The organism is Streptomyces sp. NPDC001056 (genome assembly GCF_053598955.1).
The window spans coordinates 80,625-101,051 of record NZ_JBSFLI010000019.1; the positions used below are offsets into that span (position 1 = coordinate 80,625).

General features: G+C 72.1%; 16 protein-coding genes, 1 other RNA gene and 2 pseudogenes. 9 read left to right on the plus strand and 10 right to left on the minus strand.

Translation table 11 applies throughout. The features are described from left to right. Positions 1–22 precede the first annotated feature (22 nt). From ACWDD7_RS22605 to ACWDD7_RS22615, 3 genes are read right to left on the minus strand one after another with little or no spacing between them, the layout of a single operon-like run. Positions 23–649, minus strand: coding sequence for a response regulator (locus ACWDD7_RS22605; protein ID WP_392215935.1), 627 nt, complete (start codon positions 647–649; stop codon positions 23–25). A 25-nt stretch (positions 650–674) separates the two neighbouring features. After that, positions 675–1,970, minus strand: a complete 1,296-nt coding sequence (locus ACWDD7_RS22610) for a sensor histidine kinase (protein ID WP_450458651.1) — start codon at positions 1,968–1,970, stop codon at positions 675–677. A gap of 16 nt (positions 1,971–1,986) precedes the next feature. After that, positions 1,987–2,574, minus strand: coding sequence for an ATP-binding cassette domain-containing protein (locus ACWDD7_RS22615; RefSeq protein WP_450458652.1), 588 nt, complete (start codon positions 2,572–2,574; stop codon positions 1,987–1,989). Positions 2,575–2,746: 172 nt separating this feature from the next. Here ACWDD7_RS22615 and ACWDD7_RS22620 point away from each other — a divergent pair, with 172 nt between their 5' ends. The 3 genes and pseudogenes from ACWDD7_RS22620 to ACWDD7_RS22630 form a co-directional block, all read left to right on the plus strand. Then, on the plus strand, positions 2,747–3,616 hold the full coding sequence (locus tag ACWDD7_RS22620; RefSeq protein ID WP_450458653.1) for a MaoC/PaaZ C-terminal domain-containing protein: 870 nt from the start codon (positions 2,747–2,749) through the stop codon (positions 3,614–3,616). A 27-nt stretch (positions 3,617–3,643) separates the two neighbouring features. Next, positions 3,644–4,720: a Zn-dependent alcohol dehydrogenase gene (locus ACWDD7_RS22625; RefSeq protein ID WP_351868861.1), complete on the plus strand. Its 1,077-nt coding sequence runs from the start codon at positions 3,644–3,646 to the stop codon at positions 4,718–4,720. Between the two features lie 18 nt (positions 4,721–4,738). Continuing rightward, positions 4,739–5,059, plus strand: a pseudogene (locus tag ACWDD7_RS22630) (SDR family NAD(P)-dependent oxidoreductase); the annotation flags it as partial. A 179-nt stretch (positions 5,060–5,238) separates the two neighbouring features. Here ACWDD7_RS22630 and ACWDD7_RS22635 read toward each other — a convergent pair. Then, entirely contained in the window at positions 5,239–5,397 is a 159-nt protein-coding gene (locus ACWDD7_RS22635) for a hypothetical protein (RefSeq protein ID WP_450458655.1), read from the minus strand. Positions 5,398–5,493: 96 nt separating this feature from the next. After that, complete coding sequence (locus ACWDD7_RS22640; protein ID WP_450458656.1) at positions 5,494–6,705, minus strand: hypothetical protein; 1,212 nt, start codon at positions 6,703–6,705, stop codon at positions 5,494–5,496. Between the two features lie 186 nt (positions 6,706–6,891). Between ACWDD7_RS22640 and ACWDD7_RS22645 the strand changes: the two genes are divergently transcribed. The 3 genes from ACWDD7_RS22645 to ACWDD7_RS22655 are packed head-to-tail and all read left to right on the plus strand — an operon-like array spanning position 6,892 to position 9,703. After that, positions 6,892–7,731: a Nif3-like dinuclear metal center hexameric protein gene (locus tag ACWDD7_RS22645; protein ID WP_351868854.1), complete on the plus strand. Its 840-nt coding sequence runs from the start codon at positions 6,892–6,894 to the stop codon at positions 7,729–7,731. A gap of 13 nt (positions 7,732–7,744) precedes the next feature. Then, the gene (locus ACWDD7_RS22650) at positions 7,745–8,488 is read left to right on the plus strand and encodes a zinc ribbon domain-containing protein (RefSeq protein WP_351868924.1); all 744 of its coding nucleotides are present in this window, start codon (positions 7,745–7,747) and stop codon (positions 8,486–8,488) included. A 12-nt stretch (positions 8,489–8,500) separates the two neighbouring features. Beyond that, positions 8,501–9,703 carry a bifunctional RNase H/acid phosphatase gene (locus tag ACWDD7_RS22655; protein ID WP_450458657.1) on the plus strand — a complete coding sequence of 401 codons (1,203 nt, stop codon included), beginning with the start codon at positions 8,501–8,503 and terminating at the stop codon, positions 9,701–9,703. 106 nt (positions 9,704–9,809) lie between these two features. Here the strand turns inward: ACWDD7_RS22655 and ACWDD7_RS22660 are convergent, their stop codons facing one another. Beyond that, the gene (locus tag ACWDD7_RS22660; RefSeq protein ID WP_450458658.1) at positions 9,810–10,490 is read right to left on the minus strand and encodes a hypothetical protein; all 681 of its coding nucleotides are present in this window, start codon (positions 10,488–10,490) and stop codon (positions 9,810–9,812) included. Between the two features lie 238 nt (positions 10,491–10,728). Beyond that, positions 10,729–11,511 (minus strand): peroxide stress protein YaaA, encoded by a 783-nt coding sequence (gene yaaA / locus ACWDD7_RS22665; protein ID WP_450458708.1) that lies wholly within the window; start codon positions 11,509–11,511, stop codon positions 10,729–10,731. Between the two features lie 277 nt (positions 11,512–11,788). Between yaaA and ACWDD7_RS22670 the strand changes: the two genes are divergently transcribed. From ACWDD7_RS22670 to rnpB, 3 genes and pseudogenes are all read left to right on the plus strand, one after another. Further along, entirely contained in the window at positions 11,789–12,634 is an 846-nt protein-coding gene (locus ACWDD7_RS22670; RefSeq protein WP_351868843.1) for a helix-turn-helix domain-containing protein, read from the plus strand. Between the two features lie 55 nt (positions 12,635–12,689). Then, positions 12,690–13,433, plus strand: a pseudogene (locus ACWDD7_RS22675) (DMT family transporter); the annotation flags it as partial. Between the two features lie 118 nt (positions 13,434–13,551). Beyond that, positions 13,552–13,954, plus strand: an RNA gene (rnpB, locus tag ACWDD7_RS22680) — RNase P RNA component class A. A gap of 100 nt (positions 13,955–14,054) precedes the next feature. Here rnpB and ACWDD7_RS22685 read toward each other — a convergent pair. The 3 genes from ACWDD7_RS22685 to ACWDD7_RS22695 form a co-directional block, all read right to left on the minus strand. Beyond that, positions 14,055–15,533 (minus strand): CoA transferase, encoded by a 1,479-nt coding sequence (locus tag ACWDD7_RS22685; RefSeq protein ID WP_450458659.1) that lies wholly within the window; start codon positions 15,531–15,533, stop codon positions 14,055–14,057. 114 nt (positions 15,534–15,647) lie between these two features. Further along, positions 15,648–17,234: a long-chain-fatty-acid--CoA ligase gene (locus ACWDD7_RS22690; protein ID WP_450458660.1), complete on the minus strand. Its 1,587-nt coding sequence runs from the start codon at positions 17,232–17,234 to the stop codon at positions 15,648–15,650. Then, the gene (locus ACWDD7_RS22695; RefSeq protein WP_450458661.1) at positions 17,231–20,338 is read right to left on the minus strand and encodes a type I polyketide synthase; all 3,108 of its coding nucleotides are present in this window, start codon (positions 20,336–20,338) and stop codon (positions 17,231–17,233) included. Before ACWDD7_RS22695 ends, ACWDD7_RS22690 begins: the two co-directional genes overlap by 4 nt. Positions 20,339–20,427 lie beyond the last annotated feature (89 nt).

A 20,427-nucleotide genomic window follows, 5' to 3' on the forward strand; every position in this document is an offset into this window, starting at 1 on the left:
GCCCCGCCGGACCCGGCCCGGCTCAGAGCCACCCCTGCTGCCGCGCCTCCCGCACCGCCTCCGCGCGGTTGCGGGTGCCGGTCTTCCCGATGGCCGAGGACAGGTAGTTCCGCACGGTGGACTCGGACAGGTGCAGCCGGCCCGCGACATCGGCGACGGTCGCCCCGTCCACGGACGCCTTCAGCACCTCGCGCTCCCGGGGCGTGAGCGGATTCGGCCCCGCGCTCAGCGCGGCCGCCGCCAGCGCCGGATCGACCACGGTCTCCCCGGCCAGCACCCGCCGGATCGCCGCCGCCAGCTCCTCCACCGGTCCGTCCTTGACCAGGAACCCGGCCGCCCCCGCCTCCAGCGCCCGCCGCAGATACCCCGGCCGGCCGAACGTCGTGAGGATGAGCACCCGGCACCCCGGCGCCCGCGACCGCAGCTCCTCCGCCGCGTCCAGCCCGCTCGTCCCGGGCAGCTCGATGTCCAACAGGGCCACGTCCGGCCGGTGTCGGAGCACACTCGCCACGATGGCGTCGCCCGTGGCCACCTGCGCCACGACCTCGATGTCCTCCTCAAGACCGAGCAGGAGGGCGAGCGCGCCGCGCATCATGCCCTGGTCCTCGGCGAGCAGGACCCGGATCGCCGCCCGGGGTGTCTCGTTCATGGGGCTCAGCGTACGGCCGCCCGTCTCACCCGGGGTCCGGTGTCCGTGCGAGGGCCGGCGCCGGTTCCTCGGCGGTCAGCGGGAGTTCCGCGCTCACCGTGAAGCCGCCGTGCGGCGCCGGGCCGGCCGTGAGGGAGCCGCCCGCCGCGGCCAGGCGCTCGGTGAGGCCCTTCAGACCGGTGCCGCCGATGCCCGGGGCGGGGCGGCTGACCGGGCTGCCGGTGCCGTCGTCGGTGACCGTCAGCCTGACGCGCTCCGCGGTGCCGGTCACGGCGATCTCGCAGCGGTTCGCGTCGCTGTGCCGGACCACGTTGGTGACCGCCTCGCGGACCACCCAGCCCAGCAGGGCCTCCGTCTGCGGGGCGAGGGGTGTGCCGGACCGGCGGAAGACCGGCTCGATGTCCGCCGCGGACAGGGCCGAGCGGGCGCGGTCGATCTCGGTGGTGAGGCTGCCCTCGCGGTAGCCGGTGACCGCCTCGCGGATCTCGGTCAGGGCCTGGCGGCCCACCGACTCGATGTCCGTGATCTGGCTCAGGGCCGCGGCCATGTCGCGCGGGGCCAGGCGGCGGGCCGCCTCCGACTTGACCACGATCACGGAGAGGGTGTGGCCGAGCAGGTCGTGCAGGTCGCGGGAGAAGCGCAGCCGCTCCTTCTCCACCGCGCGCCGGGCCAGTTCCTCCCGCGCGGCGCGCAACTCCCTTACCGCTTCGGACAGTCCGAGGATCGCGGCGGTCACCATGGTGGACAGGAAGGTGGCGTAGCCGATGTTCGTCGCGTCCGACCAGTCGCCGCGCACCCCGGAGAGCGCGGCCGAGTAGGCCGCCAGCAGGATTCCCGTGCGGCCCAGCCACGGCCCGCGCAGGGCGGCGCCCGTGGCCAGGCCCAGCAGCGGGAAGAACATCAGCCAGCTGCCGCCGTAGCCGAGCGCCAGGCCCGTGGTCAGCAGGCCCATCAGCAGCAGCGCCGTCCGCGTGCGCGGCGACTCGCGAGCCGCCCGGTCGAACGAGCGGAACGTGACATAGACGTACAGGGAGTTGAAGGCGAACAGCCCCAGCCCGCCGACCAACGGGTTCGGGGTCCGCCCCTGGAGCAGATTGGAGAAGGCGCCCATCCCCAGCAGCAGCCAGGGCAGCAGCGCGAAGCCGGTGGGCGGCGGCCCGGGATCGCCGGCGGCCGGCGTCTCGCCCCGCTTGCGTGCGGCGCGCGAGGCGGCCTTGAACCGCTCGTTCTCGGCCTTCCAGCGCTCCAGCTCCGCCTTCCACTCCAGCCGCGCCGCGCGCCAGGCCCGCGCCCGGCACCGTACCTTCCCCCACCCCGACATGTCCTGTTCCCCCTGGTCAGACGGTCCCCGCCCGGCGGCGGTACGACAGCACAGCGTACGATCCGAACACCAGCAGCCAGCCCGTCAGCACGAGGACCGCACCGGCCCCGGGGGCGTGTCCCCGCGCGACGGCGCCGCCCAGCTCGGCGAACCGGTTGGTCGGGGTGTACGCCGAGACCGAGCGCAGCCAGCCCGGGAACAGCGCGGTCGGGAACCACAGCCCGCCCAGCACCGCGAGCCCCAGATTGCACACCATGTTGGCCACGCCGGTGGCGGGACCGGACAGCCGGTAGCCGTTGCCGAGGCCCAGCAGCGTGAACGGCACCGAGCCCAGCCACAGCAGCAGCGCGATCGTGGTCGACTTGCCGGCGCCGTTGCGGCCCAGCAGGGCCACGGTCTCGCCGCGCCCGATCCGCAGGTCCACCCCGTCCACGGCACGCACGGACCCGAATGTCCTGACCGCCCCCGTGAACGACACGGCGGCGATCTCCTCGTCCCTCTGTGTCATGCCTACGACGTTAGAAGCCGGGCGCGCCTCTCCGGCAGGTGTGCTTGTACGGACTCGGGCAGTACGAATGTCACGGGTCCCATGATGAGCTGACATGCCGTCAGGAGCCTTCACAACTACGGGGGGCTGGGCTATACAGGGGGCGCCGGTCTGGAACGCGTTCTAGGGCCGTGACCGTAGGGCGTTCCCCGTCCGCCCCGTGGACGACCTCGGCGCGGCCGACGGTGCGGACGACCGCGCCGAGGTCTCGATACCTCCCAGGAGCCCCATGCCCATCGACGCAGCCAAGGCCCTCGCCGCCGAACCCCGGTCGGGTGAGATCACCTGGACCGCGAAGGACGTCCAGCTCTACCACCTCGGCATCGGCGCGGGCCGCCCCGCCACCGACCCGGACGAGCTGCGCTACACGCTGGAGTCCCGGCTGCACGTCCTGCCGAGCTTCGCCACCGTCGCGGGCGCGGGCTCGCCCGGAGTGATCAGCGGGCTGTCCATGCCGGGCATCGACGTCGACCTGGCCAGGGTGCTGCACGGCGGACAGAGCCTGCGCGTGCACCGGCCCATCCCGGTCCGGGGCACCGCCACCGCCACCTCCCGCATCGCCGCCGTGTACGACAAGGGCAAGGCCGCCGTCCTGGTGCTGCGCACCGAAGCGGCCGACGCGGAGGGCCCGTTGTGGACCGACGACGCCCGGATCTTCGTCCGCGGCGAAGGCGGCTGGGGCGGCGACCGGGGCCCCTCGGCCCGTCCGGCGGAGCCGGGCGGCGAGCCGGACCGGATCGCCGAGCGCCCGATCCGCCCCGACCAGGCCCTGCTCTACCGCCTCTCCGGCGACTACAACCCCCTGCACGCCGACCCCGAGTTCGCCGAGCTCGCCGGCTTCGACCGGCCCATCCTGCACGGGCTGTGCATCTACGGGATGACCCTCAAGGCGGTGGTCGACACCCTCCTCGGCGGCGATGTGGGCCGGGTGCGGTCGTACACCACCCGGTTCGCGGGCGTCGTCTATCCGGGCGAGACCCTGCGCATCCGCATGTGGCGGGAAGAAGAGGGGGAAGCACGGCGGGTACGGGTCGCCGTGTCCGCCGCCGAGCGGGACGACGCTCCCGTGCTCGCGGACACCGTCGTGGAGCACTCCTGAATCCAGTAACGCGAGGGGAGTTACGGCATGCGCGCAGCCGTACTGCACGAGATCGGCCAGGACGAGCTCGACGTCCTCGACGACGTCGAGGCGGCGGGTTTCGGACCGGGAAAGGTCCGGGTCCGGGTGCGGGCCACCGGGCTGTGCCACTCGGACCTGTCCGCGATGAGCGGCGTACTGCCCCAGCCGGCACCCTTCGTGCCGGGCCACGAGGGCGCGGGTGACGTGCTCGAAGTGGGCGACGGCGTACGGCACGTGAAGCCGGGCGACCGGGTCGTCATCTGCTGGCTGCCCGCCTGCGGCGCCTGCCCGGCGTGCCGGCGCGGCCAGACCGAGCTGTGCCTGGCCGGTTTCATGAACGCGGGCACCCCCAACTTCCGCCGCCCCGGCGGCGACGTCTTCGGCTTCGCGGGCACCGGCACCTTCGCCGAGGAGATCGTGGTGGACGCCGGCTGCGCCGTCCCGATCCCCGAGGACGTGCCGTACGACATCGCCGCGCTGATCGGCTGCGGTGTCACCACGGGACTCGGGGCCGCCCTCAACACCGCCGGTCTGGAGGCCGGTTCCTCGGTCGCCGTCATCGGCTGCGGGGGTGTCGGTATCTCCGCCGTCCAGGGGGCGCGGCTGAAGGGCGCCGCCGAGATCGTCGCCGTCGACCCGGTGCCCGCCCGACGCGAGGCCGCCCTCACGTTCGGCGCCACCAGGGCGGTTCCGCCCGACGGACTCGCCGACGCCAGGCAGCAGGTCACCGGCGGCGAGGGCTTCGACTGCGTCTTCGAGGTCGTCGGCCGGTCCGCCACCGCCCGCACCGCCTACGAGAACACCCGGCGCGGCGGCACCCTCGTCGTGGTCGGCGCGGGCGCCATGGACGACTACCTCCGGCTCAACATGTTCGAGCTGTTCTTCGACGAGAAGCGCATCCTGCCGTCCCTCTACGGCGGCGGGGACGTGGTCCGTTCCTACGAGCGCGCCATCGCCCTGTGGCGGGCCGGCCGCATCGACCTGGCCGGGCTGATCACCCACCGGGTACCGCTCGCCGCGATCAACGAGGCACTGGACCAGATGCGTACCGGGACCGCCCTGCGTACGTGCGTCGAGATCTGAGGACCGCCGCCCACGACACTGCCGCTTCAGGGGCTGACCGCCGTCGTCACCGGCGCCGGGCGCGGGCTCGGCCGGGCCGCCGAGGCCCTCGAACTCGCCCGCCTCGGCGCGTCCGTCGTCGTCAACGACTACGGCAGGCCGGGCCGCGACGGAACGGGGGACGCCTCGGCCGGACCCGCCGCCCAGGTCGTCGCCGAGATCCGCGACAGCCTGGGCGGTGCGGCCGTCGCCCACACCGGAGACGTCGCCGACTTCGGCAGGCGCGGGACCTCGTCCGGTCGGCGATCGGCACGTTCGGCAAGCTGGTGCGTCCACCTCAAGGGGCACTTCAACACCACCCCCGGAGGAGGGCCTCGACCCGCTCGCCCCGGAGCATGTCGCCCCGCTCGTCGGCTACGTGGCCGCACCGGCCGTCGCCGGGGGAGACGTTCGCGGCGGCGGAGGTGCTCAACTCAGGCGGGGCTGAAAAGAAGCAGGGGGCACCCGGTGGGTGCCCCCTGCCTCCGTCACCACTACCCTCAGGCAGCCGCCTCGGCGGTCTCCTCGGCGGGCCTGCGGTGTCGGCCGTGCGGAGTCGTGTCGCTCTCCTGAGCCGAGATCGGGCCGCGGTGCTTACCGTGGCCGGTGTTCTCCAGAGAGTCGGCAGACAGCTGGTTCGTCGTGCTGGTGTCGCTCATCGGACGTATTCACCCCGTCAACATCATCTTTCGTACAGCCGGAGGAGTGTAACCGGCACACCACGGGCCGAATCCAGGCGTACACGCCGACCGGCACTAGTTCGTTACAAGACGTCCCAGAGGCGCCTGCTGCAACGGCACCGGACGCGGCGGCGCCGGTTCCGCGGGCTCCGGTTCCGCCGCTCCCGGGGGCACTTCGTCGGGTGTTTCGGCGGCCGCGCCGTCCCGGTCCCGACCCTCTCCCGCCGGAGCCGCCGGAGCCGCCGGAGCCGCCGTCCCCGGTTCCCCCGCGGGTGCCCGCAACTCGGCGACCCCGCACGGGGTTTCCTCGGTGGCGTACGGCAGCCGCAGCACCCCGTCCCGGGTCCACAGCCCCGACCCGGTCAACCAGCCCTGGGGTGCCGCGAGATGCCGTACCCGCCGCTCGGCCGGCCGCCACAGGCCCACCCAGGTGCCCACCGGCCCCTCGATGCGCAGCGCCACCGCGCAGTTCTCCGGCTCCAGCACCTGCCCCGGCTGGATCGCGAACGGCACCGCCGTGCACTCCGGCAGCCGCAGCGAGGTGGGGAAGCGCACCGGCAGGGTGGAGCCGAGGACGCCCCAGCCCAGCCGTTCCCGTCCCGGCGAGGGCGCGTCGGAGGAGATCAGCAGCAGCCCGCTGTCCAGGTCGGCCATCAGCAGCCGGTCGTCACTGGCCGGCGTGATCTGGAGCAGCGGCGAGACCTCGCCCAGTTCCAGGTCCACCACGACCGTCTTGGTGCAGCCCTCCAGCTCCCGGTCCAGCGCCAGCAACCGGCCGGCGCGGTCCAGCCACACCCCGCCCGAGCAGCGACCCGGAACCTCCACGAGCCGCTCGGGCCCGGACGGCCCGCCCGCCACCTGCCACACCGCGCTGGTGCGGGCGCCGACGGCGACGCCGTACGCCCGTGTGCCCCCCGGCACCGGCGGCAGCAGCGCGAGCCGGGCGCCGGGCTCGGCGCACTCCACGGCGCCCAGCGGCAGCTCCCCGGTGCCCGGCCCGGTCGGATACAGCAGCGCGAAGAGGTGCCGTACCCCCGCCCGCCGGTGGATCAGGACCCGCCCGTCGCCCAGCGGCTGAAGCTCGGTGCCGGGTTCCTCGGGCTGGTTGCCGGGCAGCGGCACCGCGTACGGCTCCGGGCCGTCCAGCGTCCAGCGCTCCGGGAACCAGGAGTCACCGTCCCGCGTGAGCCGCGCGGCGTACGCGCCGTCCGCCGTGAGCACGCAACCGCGCTCCGGGGAGCGGTCGTCCGTACCGACGGACGGGGATTCGATAGCACAGGCCGTCATCGTTCGGTCACCTCCGGCGACGAAGCTAGTTTTGCACGCACGGCCGTGCGGGGAGCCGACCCGCGCTTCACACATACGGGTGGCGCAGAAGCGATTCCTCTGAGGAAGCGGACATGACTGTGCTGCGCGTGACCGGGAGAGGCGGATGCGGTACGGCCCCGCCGAACAGCCAGGTAGCCTTTTCCCGTGCCCCGTCTGTCTGAAGTCATCGCCGCGCTGGAGAACCTGTGGCCCGCCGAGCGGGCCGAGTCCTGGGACGCGGTCGGCACGGTCGTGGGCGACCCCGACCAGGAGGTCACCCGGGTCCTGTTCGCCGTCGACCCCGTCCAGGAGATCGTCGACGAGGCCGTACGGCTCGGCGCCGACCTGCTGGTCACCCACCACCCGCTCTACCTGCGCGGCACGACCACGGTCGCGGCCTCGCACTTCAAGGGCCGGGTCGTGCACACGCTGATCAAGAACGACATCGCGCTGCACGTCGCCCACACCAACGCCGACACCGCCGACCCGGGCGTATCGGACGCCCTCGCGGGCGCGCTCGACCTCCGCGTCGTACGCCCCCTCGTGCCGGACCCCACCGACCCGAACGGCCGTCGGGGACTCGGCCGGGTGTGCGCGCTCGACCACCCCCTCACCCTGCGGGAGCTGGCCGCGCGTGCCGCCGAGCGGCTGCCCGCCACCGCGCAGGGCATCCGGGTGGCCGGCGACCCCGAGACCGTCATCCGCACCCTCGCGGTCAGCGGCGGCTCCGGCGACAGCCTCTTCGACCAGGTGCGCGCGGCCGGTGTGGACGCCTTCCTCACCGCCGACCTGCGCCACCACCCGGCCTCCGAGGCCGTCGCGCAGAGCCCGCTCGCGCTGCTCGACGCGGCACACTGGGCCACCGAGTGGCCCTGGTGCGAACTGGCCGCGGGACAGCTCGACGAGATCTCCGACCGCCACGGCTGGGACCTGCGGGTCCACGTCTCCAAGACGGTCACCGACCCCTGGACCGCCCACGCGGCGTCCTCCGCCACCACTAGCTAATGGGAGCCCCCAACTGAACGCCGCGCCCGCCGACCAGATCCGACTCCTCGACGTCCAGGGCCTCGATGTCCGCCTGCAGCAGCTCGCGCACAAGCGGAGGTCCCTGCCCGAGCACGCCGAGATCGAGTCGCTGAACAAGGACCTCACCCAGCTGCGCGACCTGCTCGTGGCCGCGCAGACCGAGGAGAGCGACTGTGCCCGCGAGCAGACCAAGGCCGAGCAGGACGTCGACCAGGTGCGTCAGCGCGCCACCCGCGACCAGCAGCGCCTCGACTCCGGCGCGGTCACCTCGCCGAAGGACCTGGCGAACCTCCAGCACGAGATCACCTCGCTCGCCAAGCGGCAGGGCGACCTGGAGGACGTCGTCCTGGAGGTCATGGAGCGCCGCGAGTCCGCGCAGGAGCGGGTGAACGAGCTGACCGAGCGCGTCGGTTCCGTCCAGTCGAGGATCGACGACGCGACCGGCCGCCGGGACGCCGCGTTCGAGGAGATCGACCGCGAGGCCGCGTCCGTCACCAAGGAGCGCGAGGTCGTCGCGGCCTCCGTCCCCGCGGACCTGCTCAAGCTGTACGACAAGCTGCGCGAGCAGCAGGGCGGCATCGGCGCGGCCAAGCTGTACGCCGGCACCTGCCAGGGCTGCCGCCAGGAACTGGCCATCACCGAGCTGAACGAGGTCCGCGCGGCCGCCCCCGACACGGTGGTGCGCTGCGAGAACTGCCGCCGGATCCTGGTGCGTACGGCCGAGTCCGGGCTCTAGGAGGCGTACGGCGTGCGGGAGTTCATCGTCGAGGCGGACGGCGGTTCACGGGGCAACCCCGGCCCCGCGGGCTACGGCGCGGTCGTCCGCGACGCGGCCACGGGCGCGACGCTGCTGGAGGCGGCCGAGTACCTCGGCGTCACCACCAACAACGTCGCCGAGTACCGCGGCCTCCTGGCCGGCCTGCACGCCGCCCGCACCCTGGACCCCGCCGCCGAGGTCCACGTCCGCATGGACTCCAGACTGGTCGTCGAGCAGATGTCGGGCCGCTGGCAGATCAAACACCCCGCGATGAAGCCCCTGGCCCTGGAGGCGCGCGGGGTGTTCCCCCCGGACCGGGTGACGTACGAGTGGATCCCCCGCGCCGAGAACAAGCACGCCGACCGTCTGGCCAACGAGGCGATGGACGCGGGGGCACGGGGGGAGCGGTGGTCGGCGGAGGGGTCGACCGCGGACCTGGAGGCCGGTGCCCCGGGTGCGGGGGAGGCGCCCGGCGCCGAGCCGCGGCTCGGCGCTCCCGGCCGGCAGCAGTCTCGCGGCCCAGGTGAGCGGCGGTCCGCCGCCCGCGGCTGGTCCGCCGCCCCCGACCTCGGCGCGCCTGCCACCCTCGTCCTCCTCCGGCACGGGGAGACCCCGCTGACCCCCCAGAAGCGGTTCTCCGGCAGCGGTGGCACCAACCCGCCCCTGTCCGAGGTCGGCCGGGAGCAGGCCCACCGCGTGGCCGAGGCGCTGGCCGAGCGCGGCACCGTCCAGGCCGTCCTCGCCTCCCCCCTCACCCGCACCCGCGAGACCGCCGAGATCGTCGCCGCCCGCCTGAACCTGGACGTCGTCGTCGAGGAAGGACTGCGCGAAACGGACTTCGGCGCCTGGGAGGGCCTCACCTTCGGTGAGGTCCGCGACCGCTACCCGGACGACCTGAACGCCTGGCTCGCCGACCCCGCCGCCCGCCCCACCGGCGGCGGCGAGAGCTTCGCCGAGACCGCCGTCCGCGTCGCCGCCACGAAGGACGAGCTGGTCACCGCCCACGCGGGCCGCACCGTCCTGCTCGTCACCCACGTCACCCCGATCAAGACCTTCGTCCGCCTGGCCCTCGGCGCCCCACCCGAGTCCCTGTTCCGCATGGAACTCTCGGCCGCCTCCCTCTCCGCCGTGGCGTACTACGCCGACGGCAACGCGAGCGTCCGCCTCTTCAACGACACCTCCCACCTGCGCTGAACCGCGGAGCCCCGCCGTCCGCGGGCGTCCCGACCCGCCCCGGTCCCCGGCGGCCACCGTGCCCGCCGGCACCGTCCGGCTCCCGCCCGCGGCCGACGCCGGGCGGTCAGTCCGTGCTCCGTGCAGGGGGTGTACCGGCCCCTCGGGGCGGGCTGGTCGGACCGGGGGCCTTGGGAGGAGCACCGGACGACTCGCCCCGGTAGCACGATCGGTCGCCCTCGGCCGAGGGGTTCGCCGGCCAGTCCTTCCGGACCGGCATGAAGTTGGCGGGGTGGGCCCTGATCTGTGCGACCCCTTCGGCGGTCAGGACGAGACACCAGCGGACCGTGAGCGGCCGGGAGTCCGTCGCCCGGCGCACCGTCAGCGTCGCCCGGTAGGTGCCCGGCGCGAAGAGCCAGTGCTCGGCCCGGAAGTCCATGAGGGACAACGACGGCTTGTCCCTGGTCACCAGGAAGGGCGAGGAGTCGCTCTCCTCGACGAAGCCGTACCGGCCCGTGGTCACGTCACCCTGCCAGTGCCCGCTTGCGTACCACAGGAAGTCGGCCTGGCCGCCGGGCGGCTTCGCCGGCCCCTCGCGCCGCAGCCGCATGTCGATCCCGGTGACCGTCTCCGCGCGCTGGGTCTCGCCCAGGACGGCGATGACCGGCTGCATGAGGATCTTCGAGTAGGTGCCCCTGCTGTCGACGGCGAGGCGGATCGTGTCCGGCATCACCACGGTGATGCCCGGGGCGGAACGCACCGCGACGAAGCTGTACAGGGAGATGACCAGGGCGGTCAGCGAAGCCACCAGGGGCACCCACGTGCCGGCCGCCTCCGCGTACTTCCTCGCTCCGCGGCTCGCGCCTGGTCCGCCCTCCTCAGCCCGTGACCGGGGGCCCTGTCCGTCCTGCTCGTCCGGCACCGGGACCTCCCGCCCACGTCTTTCGACCAGAACGGTCAAAGGGTCGAGCGCCGCTGACCCGACCCTGCTCGATGCGGCCGGAAGTGGGCGCGTCGACGAAGCACCCAGGTCCCCCGGGGATGCCCTAGTGGACCTCCTCCACCAGCACGTCCAGCCCCCAGGGCTTCCCCGCCCGCCCCGGCGCCTCCGCCTCCACCACGTACCCCAGCTCCCGCAGCGCCTCCACCAGCTCCGCGGGGTCCCGCGGCGCGGTGCCGGCCGACAGCAGGGCCCGTACGATCCGCCCCTTCGTCGCCTTGTTGAAGTGGCTGACGACCTTACGGGTCGGCGCGTGCAGCACCCGTACCGTCGCCGTCCGCTCCGCCACCTCGCCCTTCGGCTTCCACGCCGCCGCGTACGCCGCCGAGCGCAGATCCAGCACCAGCCCGTCCCCGGCCGCCTCCGGCAGCACCTCGGCCATCGGCGCCCGCCAGTGCCCGGCCAGCGCGCCGATCCCCGGCAGCCTGATCCCCATCGAGCAGCGGTAGGAGGGGATCCGGTCGGTCACCCGCACCGCGCCCCACAGCCCGGAGAAGACCAGCAGTGAGCGCGCCGCCCGCCGCTTCGCCGCCGCGTCCAGGGAGGCCAGGCCGAGGGCGTCGTACAGGACCCCGGTGTAGATCTCCCCGGCGGGGCGGGCGCCGGCGGTGCGCAGGGCCGCGTTCTTGGCGACCTCGCCGCGCAGCCCCTCGCTGAGCCCGAGCACCTCGCGCGCCTTCTCCTCGTCGGCCGCGCACAGCCCGACCAGTTCCCCGAGCACGGCCTCCCGCGCACCGGCCAGCCCCGGCAGGGACAGCGACTCGGGCCGCAGCGGGGCACCCTTGCCCGAGTCGGCCTTACCTTCCGAGGGCGGCAGCAGGACCAGCAACACGTACTCCTTCTCTTGCGCTCGAACGCCAGCGTACGGGGTACTGCCCGCGCCCCCTTTCACCCCCGCGTGAGCGCCCCTACGAGCGGTGTCCGCACGTCCACACGCATCCCGTACCGCACCCGCGACGCGCCCCCTGCCCCCGCGCACGCCCGGACCCGGCCCCGCGCCGACCCCGTACCGCCGCCCGCAACCGCGACCTGCGCGGAAGGCGGCGGGCCCCGGCAGGTGTTGCACCGGCGGGCGGGGTGACCGCCGTGTGGCGAGGGGGCGTCCGATGACAGAAGCAGTGACCGCGTCCGGGGCGGAACGGGCCCTGTGGCGGCGGGCCAGACTCGGCCACGGCGGGCCGCCGCTCGATCTGCTCACCGCGAGCTTCCGGCGGCACACGTACGCCCCACACGCCCATGACGAGTACACGATCGGCGTCTGCGTGGGCGGGTACGAGGTGATCGACTACCGGGGTGGGCGCATCCGCACCGGCGCCGGGACGATCGTCGTACTGGACCCCGGGGAGGTGCACACCGGTGGGCCCGGGAACGCCACCGACGGATACGCGTACCGGGCCCTGTACGCCGAACCGTCCCTCCTCGGGGAAGGTACCGCCGGGGGAGCCCCGCACTTCTCCGAGCCCCTCCTGGACGACCCCGAACTGGCCATGGCGCTGGCCCGCGCGCACGCCGAACTCAGCGCCTGCCCGGACCCGTTGGAGGCCGAGTCCCGGCTGCCCTGGCTGCTCACCGCGCTCGCCCGGCGGCACTCCACCGCCCGCCCGGTCCACGACCGCGTACCCGGCGCGGCCGCCATCGCCCGGACCGTCCGGGACCGGCTGGCCGACGAGCTGACCGCCCCGCCCACGCTCGCCTCGCTCGCCGCCGACCTGGGCCTTTCCCGGTACCAGCTGCTGCGCGCCTTCCGCACGGCGACGGGCATACCGCCGTACGCCTGGCTCGCCCAGTACCGGGTGGCCAGGGCGCGGGTCCTGCTGGAGGCGGGGCTGCGGCCGGCGGAGGTCGCGGGGCTCGTCGGCTTCGCGGACCAGGCGCATCTGACCCGCTGGTTCCGCAGGGTGGTCGGGGTGACCCCGGCGGCGTACCGCAACAGCGTTCAAGACACCCCCTGAGGGCATGGCCGAGACTCGCCCCATGACTGCACGTGGCTGGTTCCTGTTCTCCCTGATGGGAGTGGTCTGGGGCATTCCCTATCTGCTGATCAAGGTGGCGGTGGCCGAGGTGTCACCGCCCGTCCTGGTGTTCACCCGCTGCGCGTTGGGCGCGGCCCTGCTGCTGCCGTTCGCCCTGCGCCAGGGCGGCCTGCCCCGCACGATCCGTACCCACTGGCGCCCCATGCTGGCCTTCGCGGTCCTGGAGATCGTCGTCCCCTGGTTCACCCTCACCGACGCCGAACGCCACCTGTCCAGCTCGACGTCCGGCCTGCTGATCGCGGGCGTGCCGATCGTGGGTCTCCTCGCGGCCCGCTTCCTCGGCACCACCGAACACCTCGGCGCCCGGCGGCTGGCCGGGCTCGCCCTCGGCCTCGCCGGGGTCGCGGTGCTGGCGCTGCCCCACCTCACCGGCGGCGACGCCCGCTCCCTCGCCGAGGTCCTGCTCACCGTCGTGGGCTACGCCACGGCACCCCTGATAGCCGCCCGCCACCTGGGCGACGTCCCCTCCCTGCACCTGACGGCCCCCTGCCTCACCCTGGCCGCCCTGGTCTACGCCCCCGCCGCCGTCCTCACCCACCCGACCGCCGTCCCCTCCCCGCAGGCGCTGGCCGCGCTCGCCGCGCTGGGCGTGATCTGCACGGCCCTGGCGTTCGTGGCGTTCCTGGAACTGATCAAGGAGGCGGGCCCCAGCCGCGCCACGGTCATCACCTACGTGAACCCGGCCGTGGCGGTGGCCGCGGGCGCGGCCTTCCTGCACGAGCCCCTGACCCTTCCCGTGCTCCTGGCCTTCGCGTTCATCCTGGCGGGCTCGGTGCTGGGGACGGCTGCGGGTCCGCGGCGCCGCACACGACCGGTACCATGGTCGGCACGGCAGACGAGCCGGGCGGACGGCCGCGTGGAGTCCCCCTAGGGGGCTTCCCGAGGAACGTCCGGGCTCCACAGGGCAGGGTGGTGGCTAACGGCCACCCGGGGTGACCCGCGGGACAGTGCCACAGAAAGCAGACCGCCGGGGATCTCGGTCCTCGGTAAGGGTGAAACGGTGGTGTAAGAGACCACCAGTGCCCAGGGTGACCTGGGCAGCTAGGTAAACCCCACCCGGAGCAAGGTCAAAAGGAAACACCCCGGTGTTTCTGCGCGGACGTTCGAGGGCTGCCCGCCCGAGTCCGCGGGTAGACCGCACGAGGCCGGTGGCAACACCGGCCCTAGATGGATGGCCGTCGCCCCGGGCCCCGCGAGGGACCTGGGGAACAGAACCCGGCGTACAGCCCGACTCGTCTGCCGCTACCTGCGGCTTTGCCTGGAAAAGGGCCTCTGACCTGCGCCGGGGGCCCTTTCCGATCTTTCAGGGGCTTGCCGTGTCCGGACGGTTTGTCGACGCTCACGGGATGGAGCGGGCCGCCGCGGCTCCGTCGGCGCGCCAGACGGGGGCGGAGGACCCTCGGGGTACGAGGACGGGCCCGTGGCGCCAGTCGGCGGGGGTCTCGCTCAGCCGGACCGGAGGAGCGATGTGCTGGAACTCGCCCAGCGGGGTCTGATGGACCAACCACTCGGGCTCGGGTGGAGCGGCCGTCGTGCCGATCTGCGCGGCGACTTCCGACTTGTCCAGTGTGCCGAGCTCCCACGCCCAGTTGGCGCAGCCGGCGAGGGAGACACGGACGAGGTAACTGCCCCCCTCCCGCGCCTGTTTCAGGGTTGCGGCCATCACGCCGGCCGCTGCGAAATAGGCCGCGAGGTAGTCATTGAGCATGCGGCCCGGGGGCATTTGCGGCCTCCCGTCCTCCCCCTCGTTCCAGTTGACGCCGACCAACGCCTGCGCCTGGTGGTCGAAGCCGCCTCGTTCACCCCATGGGCCCGAATGGCCGTAGCAGCGGATGGAGCAGTAGATCAGCCCTTCGGAGATCTCCGCGCACTCCTCTGGGGTCAGCCCTAGCCGGGCCAGCTTCGAGGCCCGGTGATTGTGCACGAAGACATCGGTTTCGCGGAGCAGCTGGTCGAATATGCGGCGGCCGCCGCTGTCCTCGCGCAGTTCCAGCCGGGTGGAGCGGATGCCCACAGCTGTTTCATTCCAGCACAGATCGTGTTCGAAGGCGTTCGGCTCGCACACGTGGAGCACATCAGCGCCATATTCGGCCAGCGTACGCCCCATCGCGGTGCCGGCGAAGATGTGGGTGAACTGCAGGCAGCGCAGCGCCGACAGTGGCTGATCGCCGGCGGGCAGCGGTTTTATGGGCGCGTCGCCGATCTTCTCGATCGACACCAGCGGTTCTGTTCGGATCGCCTGGCTCTGCGGATGGGCCAGGAACTCCTCGCGGCTGCGCACCACCGCGAGCGGAATTCCTCGCTCAGCGGCGGCCTCTTCGAGGTCCCAGGATTTCCAGGAGGCGATGGCGCTCCGGACATGCTCCTGCGTATGCGCGGTGCCGAGGAGCGACAGTAACTCATCACTCGGCCGCGGGTAGCAGGCGATGGGGATGACCCAGCGATCGTCGGCCGTCTGGTAGAAGTCGAAGACCGCGGGCGCGAGACCGCCATCGAGGCCCTGCAGCGAACCCATGTTGGATCCGTAGCCGTTGAGGCGGTTCCCCGCGCCCAGATAGGGCGTGAGAGAGTGGAGCGCCTGCGGTAGGTCAAGGCTGAGCCGCTGGCTGCGGCCGGTCGCCTCGTGCCAGATCTGCGCCGCTCCAGCGGCCGCCGACAGGAGAGGAACGCCTATGGCGGTCCCGAGTTTGAGGGTGGAGTTGAGCAACGGGTCTGCGCCGGTCACCGAAAGCTCGCTGACCGCGTTCTCGAGCGACAGGCCGATCATGTCGAGAGAGGCATTCAGCTGACTCGTGAAATCAGGTTTGTTTTCCCTCATGGATACACACTTCCAGGAACTCGGCAAAACGCTGAACGCTTCTGCCTTTTGTGGACACCGAAATGCGCCGGTCACGCGCCATGGAGGGCGCCGACGAGGATGTACCGGCGGTGCTCAGCGGCCGACCCGCGGCGTCTTCTCCGCGAGTTCGCCGCGCACCATCCTGCGCAGGACCTTGCCGCTCGGATTCCTCGGCAGGGCCGCGGCGAAGTCGTAACTGGTGGGCACCTTGAAGTCGGCGATGCGGCCGCGCAGAGACAGCATCAGCTCGCGGGGGGTGACGCGCCGGCCCGGCTCAAGGACCACTCGGGCGTGCACCGATTCACCCCACCTGGGGTGCGGAATGCCCACGACCGCGACTTCGAGGACCGCCGGGTGGGCGCACAGCGCGGCCTCGATCTCGGCGGGATATACGTTTTCTCCCGCCACGATGATCATGTCGTTGACGCGGTCGCTGACGAACAGGTAGCCGTCCTCGTCGAGGTAGCCCGCGTCGCCCATGCGGATCCATCCGTCGACCAGGGTCTCGGCCGTGGCGTCGGGGCGACGCCAGTACTCCAGCATCCGGGCGGGCGAGCGCACGCAGACCTCGCCGACCGTGCCAGGTGGCACCGGTTTGCCGTCCCGGTCGATGATCCGCAGCGTGATGCCCGGGTACGCCCGGCCGGCGGCCAGCAGCCGGGGGTTGCCCTGCCTGTGGTCCTCGGGTGGCAGACAGGCCGCGAAGTTACCTGTCTCGCTGCTCCCGTAGATCTGCAGGAAGTCGCAGTCGATCATCTTCATGCACTGCTCAAGCAGTGGCGCCGAGATGGGGGAGCCACCGTAGACGACTTTGCGCAACGACTGGAAGCACGCGGGGTTGGCATCCGGCTCGTTGAAGAGCAGTTGCAGCATGGCGGGCGCCACGATCGCGGTGGTGATCCGCAGTTCTCTGATGAGTCTGAGAGCTGACGAGCTGACGAACATGGGCATGGAGACGATCGTCGCCCCGGCGTTGAAGCCCTGCATCGCGTAGGAGAAGCCGCCTATGTGGAAGCCCGGCAGGCCGATCAGGCTGCGGTCGCCCGGCAGCCAGTCGAACCAGTCGAGACTGTGCTGCTCCATGGCCTCGGCCACGTTGAAGAAGCTGCGGTGCGGCAGCACGACACCCTTGGGCCGCCCGCTGGTGCCGCTCGTGTAGATCTGCACCACCGCGCTTTCCCGGTCGCCACCCGATTGCGGGTCGGTGTCCGGGTGCGGTGCGGTCCAGCCCACCCAGCCCGCGCCCCCGTCTTCGGAGTCGTCGGCGAGAACAACGGTCTTCAGGCGGTCGAGCCGGTCGCGCACATCTTCCGCAACGGCTCGACAGCCTTCGTCGACCACCAGCAGCTCCGTGCCCGAGTCCGCCAGGATGTGATGGACCTCGTCCAGAGTCAGCCGCCAGTTGACGGGCACCAGCACCGCGCCGGTCTTCGCACAGGCGAAGGCGAGCTCCCAGTAGCGTTCCGACTCCTTGCCCAGGTACGCCACCCGGGAGTCGCGGCCGACCTGTGAGGCGAGCAACGCCTGTGCCACCCGGTTGCTCTCCTGGTGGAGCGCCTGGTAGGTGAGACTGCGGCCTTCGCACAGGATGGCCGGGTGATCCGGCTGACGGGCCGCCTGGTGTGCCAGAGCCGCGTGGAGCGTGTCGGTCTTCTTCGCGTCCATCATGGCGCCCTTCATCGCGACGACGGGATCAGCAGACTGCGGATGGAGCCGGCCAGGAGATCGATACGTGATTGCTCGAACGCCACGGCCGTCGGAAGCGAAACGGCGAACACCTGCTCAAGCCGATTCTTCAGACTGACGGCCGTGAGCGAATCAAGGCCCAAGGAGGCGAAATCCGCATCAGGTTCGATGTCCTCGACGTCCTGGTAGCGGAGAATCGCCGCCAGCTCGCGGCGTATCGCTTCGTTGATCGCCCCGTTGCTCGCGTCCGCCGGCCACCCGGCCGACTCGGGCGCCACAGCCTTGCTCTCCTCTTCGAGGGCTGCGGCGGGCGGCGCCTCGGGCAGCGGACCGGGAGAGGCACTCGGTGCCGGACCGGTGCCGGCCGGCAGCCAGTACCGTTTTCGATCGAACGTGTACGTCGGCAAGTCCACGCGCCGGTGGGTAGTGCCCCGGTGGTACGCGGCCCAGTCGACGGACAGCCCTGCCGTGTACAGGCTGGCGACAGCCTGGTCGATGGTCGCACCGTCCTCGTCGCCCGCACGGCTGCTGGCGGCCCACACGTGGTCGTTCCTGGTGACGCACCGGCGTGCGAGCGAGATCAGGGAGGCCGAGGGGCCGATCTCCACGAACGCGTGCGTACCGCGGCGCTCGACCGCTTGTACCGCGCCCAGGAAATCGACGGGTTCGAGCAGATGGCGCACCCAGAAGGCCGGATCGGCGAATTCCGAGGCCCGGACCACCTTTCCGGTCAGTGCCGATACCACGGGCAAGCGCGGGGCACGGCAGTGGATGCCTTCGAACAGGGCGCGGAACTCGTCGGCCACCTCCGCCATCAGCGGTGAGTGGAAGGCGTGCGAGACGGGGAGCCGCTTGACGCGGATGTCCCGTCGGCGCGCATCCTCCAGCAGGGCTTCCAGCGAACGCGAACCGCCCGAGACGACGCACTGGTCGGGAGCGTTGATCGCCGCCAGCGCGAGATCGTCGTACGGGCGGAGCAGCGGGCCGATCTCCTCCGCCGCCACCGCCGCGGCCGCCATGGCGCCCGGGGTGCTGACCGACTGCATGAGCCGGCCGCGTTCCGCGGCGATCCGGGCACCGTCCTCCAGGGAGAAGACGCCGGCCACCGTCGCCGCGACAAGCTCACCGATGCTGTGCCCGACCAGCACGCTGGGCCGCACTCCCCAGTCCGTCCACAGCTCCGCCAGCGCGTACTCCAGGCAGAACAGGGCCGGTTGGCTGTACCGGGTCTGATGGATGTCGTCGCCGTGGTCGTCGGCGCCGACCAGCATGTCCCGCATCGAACGCCCTGTCAGGGGGCGGAGTATCCGGTCGCATTCGTCGACGCGCTCCCTGAAGACAGGAAAGCGCCGGTAGAGCGCCGCCGCCATTCCCGAGAACTGCGAACCCTGCCCCGAGAAGAGGAAGGCCGCTTTACGCGCGCCGCCGACGGGCGACGCTCCGGCGGAGTGCAGGCGCCGATCCAGCAGCTGCGCCAGCTCTTCCCGGCTGGCGACCGCTCCTGCCAGACGCACCTTGTGGTGAGCCCGCCCGGTGTTGGAAGTGAAGCAGATGTCGGCCAGGGACGGCGGTGCGTCGGCGGTGAGGAACTGCTGGTACCGCCGGATCTGCGAGCGCAAGGAGCGGTCGTTCTTCGCCGACAAGGTGAAGACATGGCCCCGCTCCCCGTCGGTCCCCGGATGACGATCGGACGACTCGGCGTGCCCGTCCGGGGCGGGTCCGGCACAGTGAGCCGGAGCTTGTTCGAGCACGGCCGTGGCAATCGTCCCGGCGAAGCCGAAACCGTTCACCAGCGCTCGGCGGGGGGTGCCCTCCCACGTGAGCTCGCCCGTGGGCACCGTGACCGGGTATTTTTCCCAGGGTATGCGCCCCGAGGGGCGCTCGAAATTGAGGTGCGGGTAGAACTTGCCGGCCCGCAACTGCAGAACGGTCTTGACCAGACCGGCCATTCCCGCGGCACCCTCCAGGTGCCCGATGTTGGTCTTCACAGAACCGACCGTCACCGGTGCGGCTTTGTCGTGCGATGCCGCGAAGAGTGCGGCGATCGAGCCCATCTCGATCGGGTCGCCCAATGGCGTGCCGGTGCCGTGCGCCTCGACGTACTGGATGTGCCCCGGTTCGAGACCGGCCGCGGCCAGCGCGGCCCCCATCACCTGCTCCTGGGCCTGTCCGTTGGGCACGGTCAGGCCCGCGCTCTCGCCGTCCTGGCGCACCGCGGTGCCACGCACGAGCGCGAGAACGGCGTCCCCGTCGCGTTCGGCGTCCGACAGACGCTTCAGGACGAGCACGCCGCATCCCTCGCCGCGGGCGTACCCGTCAGCCGAGTCGTCGAAGGTTTTGCACCGGCCGTCGGGAGACAACATGTTGGCCGCCCGTAACGCACCGTTGCTCACCGCGTTGTGTATCAGGTTCACGCCGCCGCACAGGGCGATGCCGCACTCCTTGTTGCGCAGTCCCTGCACGGCCAGGTGCAGCGCGACCAGTGAGGAGGAGCACGCGGTGTCGACACTGATGCTCGGCCCCCGCCAGCCCAGTAAGTAACTGAGCCGGCCCGGCACGCTGCTGTGCGACAAACCGGTGCCTATGTAGCTGTCCACCTCCTCGGCGCGCACGCCCGCGGTGTCCAGTGCGTAGTCGAAGGAGCTGACGCCCATATAGACACCGCCTTCACGGTGCCGCCACGCCCCCGGAGGTATGGAGGCGTTCTCCAGCGCCTGCCATGTGGTCTCCAGGACCATCCGCTGTTGCGGGTCGAGGTAGGCCGCCTCACGAGGAGAGATGTTGAAGAAGGCAGCGTCGAAACGGTCGATCTCGTCCAGGAAGCCGCCGATGACCGGCTGTGCGTCCTCGGGATCCGAGCCGGTGAGCATGTGCCGTCGGCTCTCCGGCAGGGGGCGGATGCCTGACTGGCCCTTGGCGAGGAACTCGTCGAAATCCCGCAGGCTTTCGTTACCACCGGGAAACCTGAGTCCGGCTCCCACGATGGCGATCGGTTCGTGCTTCTCCAGCAACAGCTCACGGATCACGGCGTCCTGCTCGTCGATCTTCCGCAGCAGGTCGCGCGGGGTCGCTTCGGAAAGCTCAGAGTTTTTTGACAACGTCCCGTCTCCGTGTCGGGTTGGGCCACGCCCCGTGGGGCTCTTTGGGTCAGGGCGCCCAGAGATCGCGTGTGGGCTGACGGCGACGC